This is a genomic window from Flavobacterium sp. W22_SRS_FP1, from assembly GCF_052113685.1.
Taxonomy (GTDB): Bacteria; Bacteroidota; Bacteroidia; order Flavobacteriales; family Flavobacteriaceae; genus Flavobacterium.
In genome coordinates, this window is sequence record NZ_JBGQOE010000003.1 from 43,061 (window position 1) to 56,882 (window position 13,822).

A 13,822-nucleotide genomic window follows, 5' to 3' on the forward strand; every position below is an offset into this window, starting at 1 on the left:
AAATAATGAGAAATAGCAATCTCACAAATAAAAAAAGCTTTATGAAAAAACATTTTTTTATAACACTTATGTTTTTCAGTTATGTGGCGATGTTTTCACAAGAGTATGATAGGCCAAAAGTAGGTTTGGTTTTAAGCGGTGGTGGAGCAAAAGGATTTGCACATATAGGAGTTTTGAAAGTACTGGAAGACGCAGGTGTAAAAGTTGATTATATAGGAGGAACGAGTATGGGTGCCGTAGTAGGTGGTTTATATGCTACGGGATATAATGCCGCACAAATTGATTCTATTTTCCGGACGACCAACTTTAATGAACTGATAAATGATTTCATTCCAAGGTCCTCAAAAAATTTTTATGAAAAAAGAAACGATGAATTGTATGCACTCGTTTTACCTTTCAATAAGTTCAGCATTAGTATACCACAAGCTTTATCAAAGGGACTTTATAACTTTAATTTATTAAGTAGGATCACAAGGAATGTAAGGCATGTAAGAGACTTCAATAATTTGTCGATTCCTTTTTTATGCATAGGGTCTGATATTGAAACGGGTAAACAGGTCATATTGAACAAAGGAAATTTGGCTGAGGCTTTACTCGCTAGCTCTGCATTTCCGTCCCTATTTTCTCCAGTGGAAATTGATGGGCAACTTTTAGTTGATGGCGGTGTTACTAACAACTATCCTATTGACGAGGTTAGGAAGCTGGGTGCAGATATTATTATTGGAGTGGATGTGCAAGATGACTTAAGAGATAGATCTACCCTTAATGACGCCACAAAAATTTTAGTCCAAATTACGAATCTGCAATCGATAGAAAAAATGAAAGGCAATGTCCTTAAAACCGATATTTACATCAAGCCTGATATTACAGAATTTGGAGTGATATCATTTGATAAAGGAAAAGAAATTATTGAAAAAGGAGAAGAGGCTGCTTTTTCTGTATTTGAGAGAATGAAAGAATTAGGTCGAAATGATTTAATACAGTACAAAAAACCCAAATTAAGAATTCAAACGGACAGTTTACACATAAAGAACATAAATATTGCTAAATTAAACAACTTTACAAAAGACTATGTTCTTGGGAAATTGAGATTCAAACCAGGATCAACAATTAGTTATAAACAGTTGGAGGTTGGGATTAATAATATTAATTCAACAAATAACTTTAGCGTCATAAATTATTCGTTCGACGCAAATAAGGGGGGAGATGACTTAAACCTTTATTTGAAGGAGAATCCAATTAAGACCTATTTGAAGTTTGGAATGCACTATGACGGCCTGTTTAAAAGTGGTGTGTTACTAAACTTGACTCGTAAAAGAACATTTTTTAAAAATGATATCGCATCATTAGATATAGTTTTGGGAGACAACTTTAGGTATAATTTTGACTACTACCTCGAAAACGGATACAATTTGAGTTTTGGTTTTAAATCATTTTTAAATCAATTTAATAGAAATGTTACTAGCGATATAAGTAGTTTAGATTTTGGGTCTTTAGGTTTAAACGCGATTAATATTGACTTTTCGGATGTAACGAATCAGGTTTATTTTCAATCGTTATTTGTACAGAAATTTTTGATAGGAGGAGGTGTTGAATATAAATTTTTAAAAATTAAGTCGGAAACCTTAGCTACTTTGGATCCTATCATAGACAGGAGTGATTATTTAAGTCTTTTTGGGTATATGAAGTATGATTCATTTGATGATAAATATTTCCCTAAAAAAGGTTGGTATTTTTCTGGTGACATGCAGTCCTATTTGCTTTCTTCAAACTATACTAAGCAGTTTAACACTTTTTCTATTGCAAAGGCTGACTTTGGCGTGGCTGCAACAATTTTTAAAGACACTACAATAAAAATTCAAACGGAGGCTGGTTTTTCTTTTGGGAATGACAGTGTAAGTTTTTTTAATTTCGTTCTGGGAGGATATGGGTATAACACTATAAATAACTTCAAACATTTTTATGGCTATGATTTTTTAAGTATTGCGGGCAATAGTTACGTAAAGTCTACTTTAACTTTCGATTATGAGTTCTATAAAAACAATCACCTTAATTTTTCCGCCAATTATGCTAACTTAGGGGATAGGATTTTTGAATCTGTTAATTGGGTTTCACTTCCTAAATATTCGGGTTATGCAATTGGATATGGACTTGAAACGGCAATAGGCCCTGTCGAAATAAAACATTCTTGGTCGCCTGAAACTCAGCAGGGATATACTGTGTTTAGTGTTGGATTTTTGTTTTAAATTCAGAATATATCAATAAAAATTCCGATATTTGTTATAATGAAAAAGAAATGGATCGGTTTGTTGGATTATCTTCAATTCCTCATCAAGAGAAATCCTGAGTGAGCAACTATTTTTTGATTTAACGCAAATCGTTATAAAGTAATCTCAACTTTAAACTTTTAAACTTATAAATAAAAAAATCATGCCAGTATACCATAAATTAGGGGATTTCCCCCAAAAAAGACACACACAATTTCAAAAACCGAGTGGAGGTTTTTATTATGAACAATTATTTGGAACGGAAGGTTTTCATGGAAATTCCTCACTTTTGTACCATGTTCACAGACCAACTCAGGTAAAAGAAATTACAAAGTCCTATTCCGTTGAACCCAAAATTACCATTGGTAAAAACATAAAATCATTATTATTAAAAGGATTTGACTTGAAGCCTGAAGATGATTTTTTGGACAGTCGCAAAGCTATGTTGGTAAATAAAGACTGTACAATAGGTCTAGCCGCGCCACAAAAGTCATTGCGTGAATATTTCTATAAAAATGCCGACGCGGATGAAATGATTTTTATTCACAAAGGGAAAGGAAAATTACGCACAATGATGGGAAACATACCATTTGAATATGGTGACTACCTAATCATTCCTAGAGGAATTATATATCAAATTGATTTTGAAACATCTGTAAACAGACTGTTTTATGTTGAGTCTTTTGCGCCATTTTACACCCCTAAACGTTATAAAAATGAATCTGGACAGCACCTGGAGCATTCTCCATTTTGCGAACGCGATTTTATTCTACCAACGGAACTAGAAACCCATGATGAAAAGGGTGATTTTTTAATTAAAATCAAAAAAGAAGGTATGATACATGAGGTAGTTTACGCTACACATCCTTTTGATGTAGTTGGCTGGGATGGTTACAATTACCCTTACGGATTCAGTATTCACAATTTTGAGCCCATTACCGGGCGAGTACATCAACCGCCACCAGTACATCAAACATTCGAAACGTCAACATTTGTGGTTTGTTCCTTTGTCCCTAGGCTATATGATTACCATCCAAAATCAATTCCAGCTCCATACAATCATAGCAATATTGACAGTGATGAGGTATTATATTATGTAGACGGTGACTTTATGAGTCGCAACAATATAGAGCAAGGGCATATCACTCTGCATCCAAAAGGAATTCCTCATGGTCCAGCACCCGGAGCAATGGAAAGAAGCATTGGTCATAAAGAAACTCATGAGTTAGCGGTAATGGTTGATACATTTCGACCTCTAATGGTAACAGAAACTGCAATGGGACTAGATGACGGAAAATACTATAAATCCTGGGTTGAGTAGGGGAAAGAGCTGTTTCCTGCTGTTCGTTATATCTCTTTATTCTGAAAGTTCAGAATAAAAAGGATGTCGCTTCCTTCAGGGCGATGGCCTTTGTGTAAACATCAAGACTTTTTAAATTAATATAATCAGCGTAAATCTCTTTGTACTCGTGTTTTCTGCGTTTAAAAATCAGATTTTCTAGTAAAAAAAATTAAGATCATGTCAAAAGAAGTAAAATCAGTGGAATACGGACTAGAGAAAATATTCGAAGGAGCGCAAGATTTCCTTCCCTTACTAGGAACCGACTATGTAGAATTCTACGTAGGTAATGCAAAACAATCGGCACATTATTATAAAACTGCTTTTGGATACCAATCGTTAGCTTACGCCGGGTTAGAAACAGGAGTAAGAGACAGGACTTCTTATGTCCTGAAACAAGATAAGGTTCGTATCGTACTTACAACACCATTAACACAGGATTCTCCCATACACGAACATCTGAGAAAACATGGGGATGGAGTGAAAGTTGCTGCGCTTTGGGTTGAAGACGCTACAAGTGCCTACGAGGAAACAATGAAACGCGGTGCTCGCTCGTTTATGGAGCCTACTATAGAGAAAGATGAATTTGGAGAAGTAGTGCGTTCCGGAATTTACACCTACGGAGACACGGTTCATATTTTTGTGGAGCGTAAAAACTATAAAGGTATTTTCTTGCCTGGTTATAAAGAATGGAAGTCCGACTATAACCCTGAACCAACTGGATTAAAATACATTGACCACATGGTAGGAAATGTAGGTTGGAATGAAATGAATATTTGGGTTAAGTTCTATGAAGACGTAATGGGATTTGTAAACTTTCTTTCTTTTGATGACAAACAAATTAACACAGAGTACTCGGCCTTGATGAGTAAAGTAATGTCTAACGGAAACGGAAGAATCAAATTTCCTATTAACGAACCTGCAGAAGGAAAGAAGAAATCTCAAATCGAGGAATATCTTGACTTTTATGGCGGACCTGGAATACAACATATTGCTATTGCAACAGACGACATCATTAAAACAATAAGTCAATTAAAGGCTAGAGGAGTCGAGTTTTTATCGGCGCCCCCACATACCTATTATCAAGCGATTCCGGAACGTTTGGGGGAGCATATGAAAATGATGAAAGAAGATTTAAACGAATTAGAAAGATTGGCTATCATGGTAGATGCAGATGAGGAGGGGTATTTATTACAAATTTTCACAAAACCAGTACAGGATAGGCCTACATTGTTTTTTGAAATTATACAAAGAATGGGAGCCAAAGGTTTTGGCGCGGGGAATTTTAAGGCCCTGTTTGAATCTATTGAGAGGGAGCAGGCATTGCGAGGAACGCTATAAAACCTTATTTTTTTTACATTATGTAAAAAAATAATTGACTAACACCTTGTTATTTTAACAATGTTGTGTTAAACTTATTTTTTGGTTTAATTATGTAGTTTTGTTAACTACCTTTGCACTCGCAAAAAGGAAGGGGTGGTTTCCTTCCAAATTGATATAAATTTCACAATTTATAGTTTTTTGGTTAGTTAATAGCATAAAAACTCAGTCATTATTTGACTGAGTTTTTTTGTTTTAATATATTTGGAACAAAATTTGCACCTGCAGTCGATAAATAGGTAAAGTAAGTTATGAAAAAAATAATACTATTCTTGTTATTGATAGTAACCGTAAGTTTTGATGCACCTAAGCAAGAAGCCTACAATACGGGCGAATGGTTTAAATTTCGTATTCATTATGGCTTTGTAAATGCAGGCTACGCTACCCTAGAGGTTAAAGATGCTGTTGTGAATAACAAAAAAACATTTCATGTTATAGGTAAAGGATATACTACTGGAATGTCTCGATTTTTCTTTAAAGTAGATGACTTATATGAAAGTTATATCGATAGGGAGTCTGGTAACCCGCACCAATTTTTAAGAAAAATTAATGAGGGTGGCTATACTAAAGACCAGCAAGGTTTTTTTAATCAAACTGCCAATAGTATTTTGGTAAAAGATTATAAACATGGAAACGAAAAAACCTTTGTTATTCCTAAAAACACCCAAGATATTTTATCTTCTTTTTATTATCTAAGGAACTATCCAAGTATTGACAAAATTAATCCAGGAGAAACAATCGCAATCGACATGTTTTTTGACGATGAAACGACAAAATTTAAGTTAAAGTTCTTAGGCCGTGAAGATATTACGACTAAATTTGGCACCGTGTCTTGTATGGTATTTAAACCATATGTACAATCCGGACGTGTTTTTAAGGAACAGGAGAGTTTAACGGTTTGGATATCAGATGACAAAAACAGATTACCTATTAGAATAAAGGCGGATCTTGCAGTAGGGTCAATTAAAGCAGATTTAGACGCGTTTAAAGGATTGAATAATCCGTTTAAAATAAAAATACAATGAAAATTAGTGGGAATAGAGAGGCTATTTTGAAGGAAATCGAGCTTAAGTACGACTCCATAGACCAAAAAACAGACACACATTTAGAAGGTTTGCTTTGGTCAAAACCAATAAATTACTGGGATTATATTCAGACTGATGCACTCTTAAATTTACAGATTCAAAGAACAACACTTCCTGATGAAATGGTTTTTATCATGTATCATCAGGTGAATGAGTTACTGTTTAAAATGATTCTGTGGGAAATGAATCAGATCTCTTATTGCAAAAACATCAAAGCTGACTTTTTCGCGGAGAGGTTAATGAGAATCAGTCGGTATTTTGATATGTTAACCACTTCTTTCGATATAATGGGTGACGGTATGGAAGTAGAACAATACATGAAGTTTAGAAATACGCTAACTCCTGCGAGTGGTTTTCAAAGCGCGCAATATCGCCTAATAGAATTTTCTTCTACTGATTTAATCAACCTTATTGATCACCGATATAGAGACGCAATAGATAGGAACACTGCTTATGAGCATGCCTTCGAGCACTTATATTGGCAAGCTGCAGGTAAAGATTATAAAACTGGAAAGAAGTCTTTCTTACTAGAAGAATTTGAGCGAAAGTATAAGGGAAGTTTCTTAAGACATATGGAGGAATACAATACCATAAACATATGGCAGAAATTCAAGCAGCTTCCAGATTCAGACCAGAATAATCCACAATTGGTAAAAGCGATGCGTCATTACGACCATACGGTAAATATAACCTGGGTCATGGGCCATTTGAATGCCGCTAGGAAATATATCGATAGCGGATACGGTACAGGTGAAGCTACGGGGGGGAGTGATTGGAAAAAATACATGCACCCAAAGTACCAAAGGAGAATCTTTTTTCCGGAATTATGGAATGTAGATGAATTAGCAAATTGGGGCGTAGAAAATTAAATTGAATACAGAAAAATAACAAAGTTTGAAGAAGGTATTAATGATTATCATAGTATTGGCAGCAGTACTATCTTGTAATAAATCGAGTAATAAAACTGAAGAGGCAATTAAGGTCAAGCCTGTAAAGCAGATTGCGAAAAATTCGGATTTCGGATTTAATTATTCGGATTTTAATGTAGTTGAGGATACAGTTAAAAGTGGTGATACTTTTGGGACCATCATTAATAGACAAAATATTGGCGATAGGAAGGTTTATGAAATTGTTAAAAGTGTAAAGGATACCTTTAATGTGAGGGTAATTAGACCAGAGAAGCCCTATACAGTTCTTAGGTCGAAGGATAAAACAAATAAATTGCAGGTTTTTATATATCAACAAAGTGCTGTAAATTATTATGTCTTTGATTTCCGCGACAGCACAGTTGTTGCTTATAAAAAAACAAGACCCATCACCCTTAGACGCAGAACGATTGCGGGGGTTTTAAAAGGCTCTTTATCCGAAACTTTAGGGAATGCGGGGGTTGGAGCTGCTTTAGCATATAAAATCACAAAAATTTATTCTTGGTCAATTGATTTTTTTAAAGTTAAAAAGGGTGACCGCTTTGGTGTCACGTTTACGGAACGATTCATAAATGATTCTATTTACGATGGAGTTGACAATCTTGAAGCTGCGTTTTTTGAATACAACGGAAAAATCATTTATGCCTTTTCCTTTGCCCAAGATCCTTCATCTGGACAAATTAGCTATTACGATGAAGAAGGAAGGACGTTGAAGAATTTTTTCCTTAAAACGCCAATCAAGTTTAGTAGAATCTCGTCTAGATTTACAATGAATAGATATCATCCTGTACAACACAGGTGGAAAGCACATAAAGGTACTGATTATGCCGCGCCTAGAGGAACTCCCATTACGACTACGGCCGCTGGAACCGTCATTACAACTGGCTATACGGCTGGAAACGGTAATTATGTCAAAGTAAAACACAACAACACCTATACTACTCAGTACTTACACATGTCAAAAATTTTGGTACGACGTGGTCAGCGCGTGAATCAAGGAGATGTTATAGGAAGAGTTGGCAGCACTGGTTTGGCGACGGGACCACATGTGTGTTATCGCTTTTGGAAAAACGGTAAGCAAGTGGATGCATTGAAGCTAAATTTACCAGGAGGAGAACCAATGAACAGTAAAAATAAAGCAAGATATTTAAAGACAATGGAGCCGTTGAAATTTGAACTAGATAGCATTGGGAATTTATAATTCGATATGTAAATGGTATAAAAAGAGTCTTTTAGAAATTAATCTATGGGGTCACAATTATTTTAAACAAATAATCGTGACCCCTTTTCTTTTTCTTTGTAAAACCGTTTCTCTTTCAATTTTCATTAAATTTTAATAAAAATTAAAACGCTTTATCGATTAAAACTTAATGTAGTATTTTTGCAAATATAAAATAATACTTGAACCCAACTAAAAATGGCCTTAAATACCACAAATCCTACAGAAACGGCATCTTGGAAAAAATTACAAAAACACTTTGATGAGATGCAAGATGCTTCAATGTTGAAGATGTTTCAAACCGATGCTACAAGAACTGAAAAATTCAACTTGAAATGGAATGACTTTTTAATAGATTATTCAAAAAACATCATTAATAAAGATACGATGATTCTTTTGCTTGAATTGGCAAATGAAATGGGCCTTGAAAAGGCGATAGCAAATTGCTTTGAAGGTGATATCATTAACCAGACTGAAAATAGAGCGGTACTTCATACCGCATTAAGAGCTAAGGAGTCAGCTGTTATCAAAGTAAATGACATCAATATAGTTCCTGAAATATATGACGTAAAGAGTAAGATAAAAGCCTTTACAAATCAAATTGTATCAGGGGACAGAAAAGGGTATAGCGGAAAAGCTTTTACAGATGTTGTAAATATAGGAATCGGAGGTTCTGATTTGGGTCCTGCAATGGCGGTTGAGGCGCTCCAATACTATTCAAATCATCTTAATGTTCATTTTGTTTCGAATATTGATGGGGATCACGTAAATGAAATTATTAAAAAGTTAGATCCAGAGACGACGCTTTTTGTTGTTGTCTCTAAGACATTCACAACCCAAGAAACGTTGACTAATTCTGAAACGATTAAAAAATGGTTTTTGCAATCAGCAAATCAGGAGGACATAGCTAAACATTTCGTTGCGGTTTCTACCAATGTGCAAAAGGTAACTGAATTTGGGATAGATCCAGAAAACGTTTTTCCAATGTGGGATTGGGTTGGTGGCCGCTTTTCTTTGTGGAGTGCGGTTGGACTTACTATTAGTTTAGCGATAGGATTTGATAATTTTGACGATTTGTTAGGCGGTGCAAATGAAATGGACGAGCATTTTAAAACGACTGATTTTGATAAGAACATGCCCGTAGTTTTAGCTTTACTAAGTGTATGGTACAATAATTTCTTTGGTGCCGAAAGTGAAGCGTTAATACCTTATAGTCAATATTTACAAAAATTAGCTCCTTATCTTCAACAAGGGACGATGGAAAGTAATGGTAAAAGTGTAGGTAGAGATGGTAAGCCGGTCGATTATCAAACTGGAACTATTATCTGGGGTGAACCCGGAACCAATGCGCAGCATGCTTTTTTCCAATTGATTCATCAGGGGACTAAGTTAATTCCGTCTGATTTTATTGGGTTTGTAAAGCCTCTGTATGGAGATCAGGATCATCACGACAAATTGATGTCTAACTTTTTTGCGCAAACCGAAGCCTTAATGCACGGTAAAACGGCAGGCCAAGTTCAAGCAGAATTTGATAAAGAAGGGCTTTCGGCTGATAAAGCAAAACTGCTTCTTCCTTTCAAAGTGTTTAATGGCAATAAACCGACTAATACTATTCTTATCGACAAACTGTCTCCAAAATCGCTAGGTTCTCTTATTGCCTTATACGAACACAAGATTTTCGTTCAAGGTGTCATTTGGAATATTTTTAGTTTTGATCAATGGGGAGTAGAACTAGGAAAGCAGCTCGCGAGCTCTATATTGAAAGAGATAAACACTAAAAAAGTTGAAAATCATGATAGTTCAACGGAGTTTTTGTTGAACTATTTTTTAGAAAATAAATAAGAAACAATTATTAATTCCTTTTAAAACTCGAGCTTTAATTAAGCTCGAGTTTTTTTTTAACATTTGTTTGTTTCGAATTTGTTATTTTATTGTGTTTAAAGCTGTTTATATTTATTTTGCTTTAACAAAATGAATGTTGTATTGATTTTTTATTAACGTTGTCTTAACTTTTTAAGCTAAAAATGTTATACTTTTGCTAAAAATTAATAAACTAACAAAAAAACAAAAATGAAAAAGATTATTTTTATTTTCATGATTTTTTTATCGGCTTTTGGCTATTCGCAGGTTACTAGTTCTGCAATGTCGGGGACTGTTAAATCAAGTGGTGGGGAACTGCTTCCTGGTGCATCTGTTCAAGTTGTTCACAAGCCAACTGGAACGATATATTTTTCAACTACTAGTGCTAGTGGTGGGTATGCTGTACAGGGGATAAGACCCGGGGGACCTTATACGGTTAAGGTTATTTATGTTGGGTATCAAACAAGCGAAATTACTGAGATCACTGCACCTTTAGGGAGTAGTATCGTAGTTAATGTAGTTCTTGCTGAGGAATCTAATGCTTTAGAAGAAGTTGTTGTTTCGACAAAATCAAATGGCGCTTTTAATAAAGGTAAAACTGGGGCTTCGCAGCAATTTTCAAATAGAGAGTTAACAGCTATACCGGTTACTGGGTCTAGATCAATAAACTCAGTAACTAAGTACAACGCTAATGCAGGTGCAGGTGGTTCATTTGGGGGACAAGATTCTAGATTGAATAACTTTACAATTGACGGTTCTGTCTTTAATAACGGCTTTGGTCTTGGTTCTGACTCACAAGCGGGAGGAAGAACAGGTTCAACAGCAATTTCTTTAGATGCAATCGAGCAATTACAAGTTAGTGTTGCCCCTTTTGACGTACGTCAATCAGGCTTTTTAGGTTCTGGAATTAATGCAGTAACTAAATCTGGATCAAACGAAATCGAAGGGTCTGTTTACACATCATCTAGAAGTAATAAGAAGAGTTTTATAGGTACAAAAGCTGGGGATCAAGAAATTGTTCCGGGAAAATTTTCGGAAAAAATTCTTGGAGCAAGAATTGGGGCTCCAATTATTAAAGATAAATTATTTTTCTTTGGAAACTTTGAAACGGTAACAAATACGAGTCCGGCTACAACATGGACTTCTACAGGTTCTCCGCAGCCAAGTGCTCAAGTATCGGCGCCAACTTTCACACAAATGGAAACTCTTTCTACGTTTTTGAAAGACAAATTTGGATATGTAACTGGACCATGGGAAAATTATGATGCTGAAAATGTATCTAAAAAATTTCTTGCACGATTAGATTGGAACATAAATGATAATAATCAATTAACTGCTAGATATGTTTTTCATAATTCAAATGCGGATAATTTAATTTCAAATTCAAGATCGGCAGGAAATGGAGATAGAAGAACGAATCCTAATTCAATGTCTTTTCAAAATAGCGGATACGTCGTTCAGGATAATACAAGATCTATTGTATTAGAATTGAATAGCAAGTTAAGCAACTCGTGGTATAACAACTTTGTGGCAGGTTTTGATAAGCAAATAGAGGATAGGGCTTTAATTGGTGGAGGTTTATTTCCTACAATCGATATTAAAGAAGGTGCAAATACCTTTATATCAGCTGGTTTAGATCCTTTTACTAATGGAAACAAACTGTCTTATTCAACATTACATTTTACAGATAATTTGACTAAAACAATAGGGAAACATACTTTATTGTTTGGAGGGAATTTTGAGCATTTCAAATCGAGTAATTTATTTTTCCCTGCGTCAAACGGGGTCTACATCTTTAATTCCCTTTCTGATTTTTATGCTGCTGCAAATGAGTCCTCTGCTAATGGAGGAGCTCCTTCAACTACGGCGCTTCCATTTCGCACACAATTTAGATATTCTGCTTTAGAAGGAGCCGCAGAGCCGTTACAAATTTACAAGTCAAATAAATTAGATCTATACACTCAAGACGAAATAAGATTTAATGAAAGGTTTAAACTTACTATTGGTCTTCGTGCTTCTAGAGTTTGGTTTGCAAATACTGCCTTAGAAAATCCAGCAGTTACTGCATTGACGTTTTTGGACGGTCAAAAGTTCAATACTGGAACAATGCCGGGTGCTCAAACAATTTTAGAACCAAGGGTTGGTTTTAATTATGACGTTAAAGGTGATGCCGCAACTATTCTTCGAGGAGGTAGTGGTGTGTTTACGGGTAGAGCCCCAGGTGTGTTTTTGTCTAATGCAATTGGTAATAATGGAGTGCTCACAGGTTTTGTAGATGCGAGTGGAGCGTCACTAGCTTCAGGAGGTTATGGTTTTACTCCTAATCCAAATGATTATTTCATTCCTGAAACTCCAACATTGCCTTCTACTTTTGATTTGGCATTAACAGACACTAAATTTAAATTCCCACAAGTTTGGAAAACAAATTTTGCTGTAGATCAAAAACTTCCTTTCGGTTTTAGAGGAACACTTGAAGGTATTTTTCAATCGAATATTAATGCTATACATTACTATAATGCTAATTTTGATGCTCCAGTGGGTAATTTTAGTGGACCAGATACAAGACCGGTGTACGCTCGTAATGACAATGGTGTACGTATAAATGATAATGTGTCAAATGCGATTGTTTTGACAAATACTGACAAAGGTTATTTCTATTCTTCAACAGTTAAATTAGAGTATCCTTACAAGAAAGGTCTTTGGGGGTCTTTTGCTTATACTTATTCAAGTGCTACTGATTTGCTGTCAGCAGGTTCTATTGCCTCTGGTTCATGGACAGGAGCTAGATCTGTTAATGGAAATAATGATTTACCAGTATCATTGTCAAATAACAATACACCACATAGATTAGTTGGTATATTAGGATATAAAATTGAGTACGGTAATAAATCAGGTGCTGCGACTTCAATTAACTTAGGTTATATTGGAGAACAGGCAGGTGCGTTTTCTTATTCTTATGCTGGGGACATGAATGGAGACAGAATATCTAATAACGACTTGATTTATGTTCCTAATAATGCAAATGAATTGCGTTTTCAAAATTTGTCAGTTACAAATGTTGTAAATGGAGCAAATGTGACAACAGTTTATACTGAAGTAGATCAACAAAATGCATTTGAGGCATACATTAAGCAAGACTCATACCTGTCAACTAGAAGAGGTCAGTATGTGGATAGAAATGCTGCTACGTTGCCGATGTTACATAGATTGGACTTATCTGTAACACAAGATTTCTTTGTTAAAATTGCAGGTAAAAAGAACAGTTTTCAGTTTAGAGCTGATATCTTAAACTTTACTAATTTATTAAATAGAGATTGGGGAGTTACCCAAAGAGTTACTAATGAAAGAGTGCTAAGCTATAGAACGACAACGGCTAACGTACCATTTTATCAGTTGGCTACACAAGTAGATGCAGCTGGAACAAGGGCTTTAATTAAAGATACTTTTCAAAACAATGCTTCGCCATTTGACGTGTGGCAGGCGCAATTTACACTTAGATATATTTTTGGGAAATAATAAACTAAGCAAAATATTTTAAACTAAAAACCACGCTGTACAGCGTGGTTTTTTTTATGTCTTCTATTGATATTTTATTATACCTAGAGCCTAATATACTATTATGTTTTTTTGACGGTACGCTTCAGCTATTGCTCTTATTAATGGAGATTATAATTATCAACTCACCCATGGCTAATTAAATCGTTAGAGCCAAATTTATTGTGTTTACTATCAGTGACTTTAAATGT

General features: G+C 35.0%; 8 protein-coding genes. All 8 read left to right on the forward strand.

What is annotated here, in order from left to right; translation table 11 throughout:
* The first annotated feature begins 41 nt into the window (after window positions 1-41).
* The 8 genes from ACEN2H_RS02810 to ACEN2H_RS02845 all read left to right on the forward strand — a co-directional run bounded on the left by ACEN2H_RS02810 (window position 42) and on the right by ACEN2H_RS02845 (window position 13,592).
* Window positions 42-2,246, forward strand: a complete 2,205-nt coding sequence (locus tag ACEN2H_RS02810; RefSeq protein ID WP_441730203.1) for a patatin-like phospholipase family protein — start codon at window positions 42-44, stop codon at window positions 2,244-2,246.
* Window positions 2,247-2,430: 184 nt separating this feature from the next.
* Window positions 2,431-3,588, forward strand: a complete 1,158-nt coding sequence (locus ACEN2H_RS02815; RefSeq protein WP_441730205.1) for a homogentisate 1,2-dioxygenase — start codon at window positions 2,431-2,433, stop codon at window positions 3,586-3,588.
* A 198-nt stretch (window positions 3,589-3,786) separates the two neighbouring features.
* The gene (gene hppD, locus ACEN2H_RS02820) at window positions 3,787-4,947 is read left to right on the forward strand and encodes a 4-hydroxyphenylpyruvate dioxygenase (RefSeq protein WP_441730207.1); all 1,161 of its coding nucleotides are present in this window, start codon (window positions 3,787-3,789) and stop codon (window positions 4,945-4,947) included.
* Window positions 4,948-5,237: 290 nt separating this feature from the next.
* Complete coding sequence (locus tag ACEN2H_RS02825) at window positions 5,238-6,011, forward strand: DUF3108 domain-containing protein (protein ID WP_441730209.1); 774 nt, start codon at window positions 5,238-5,240, stop codon at window positions 6,009-6,011.
* Entirely contained in the window at window positions 6,008-6,940 is a 933-nt protein-coding gene (locus ACEN2H_RS02830) for a tryptophan 2,3-dioxygenase family protein (protein WP_441730211.1), read from the forward strand. The genes ACEN2H_RS02825 and ACEN2H_RS02830 overlap by 4 nt, the downstream gene beginning before the upstream one ends.
* Before the next feature lie 25 nt (window positions 6,941-6,965).
* Window positions 6,966-8,198 (forward strand): peptidoglycan DD-metalloendopeptidase family protein, encoded by a 1,233-nt coding sequence (locus ACEN2H_RS02835; protein WP_441730213.1) that lies wholly within the window; start codon window positions 6,966-6,968, stop codon window positions 8,196-8,198.
* A gap of 216 nt (window positions 8,199-8,414) precedes the next feature.
* A complete protein-coding gene (gene pgi / locus ACEN2H_RS02840) occupies window positions 8,415-10,058 on the forward strand; it encodes a glucose-6-phosphate isomerase (protein WP_441730215.1) in 1,644 nt (547 codons plus the stop codon).
* A 228-nt stretch (window positions 10,059-10,286) separates the two neighbouring features.
* The gene (locus ACEN2H_RS02845; protein ID WP_441730217.1) at window positions 10,287-13,592 is read left to right on the forward strand and encodes a carboxypeptidase regulatory-like domain-containing protein; all 3,306 of its coding nucleotides are present in this window, start codon (window positions 10,287-10,289) and stop codon (window positions 13,590-13,592) included.
* Window positions 13,593-13,822: the final 230 nt, after the last annotated feature.

Bases quoted from the DNA above. Each gene is read 5' to 3' on its own strand.
- hppD (WP_441730207.1), top strand. From the start codon at position 3,787: ATGTCAAAAGAAGTAAAATCAGTGGAATACGGACTAGAGAAAATATTC.
- ACEN2H_RS02845 (WP_441730217.1), top strand. From the start codon at position 10,287: ATGAAAAAGATTATTTTTATTTTCATGATTTTTTTATCGGCTTTTGGC.
- ACEN2H_RS02825 (WP_441730209.1), top strand. From the start codon at position 5,238: ATGAAAAAAATAATACTATTCTTGTTATTGATAGTAACCGTAAGTTTT.
- ACEN2H_RS02810 (WP_441730203.1), top strand. From the start codon at position 42: ATGAAAAAACATTTTTTTATAACACTTATGTTTTTCAGTTATGTGGCG.
- ACEN2H_RS02830 (WP_441730211.1), top strand. From the start codon at position 6,008: ATGAAAATTAGTGGGAATAGAGAGGCTATTTTGAAGGAAATCGAGCTT.
- pgi (WP_441730215.1), top strand. From the start codon at position 8,415: ATGGCCTTAAATACCACAAATCCTACAGAAACGGCATCTTGGAAAAAA.
- ACEN2H_RS02815 (WP_441730205.1), top strand. From the start codon at position 2,431: ATGCCAGTATACCATAAATTAGGGGATTTCCCCCAAAAAAGACACACA.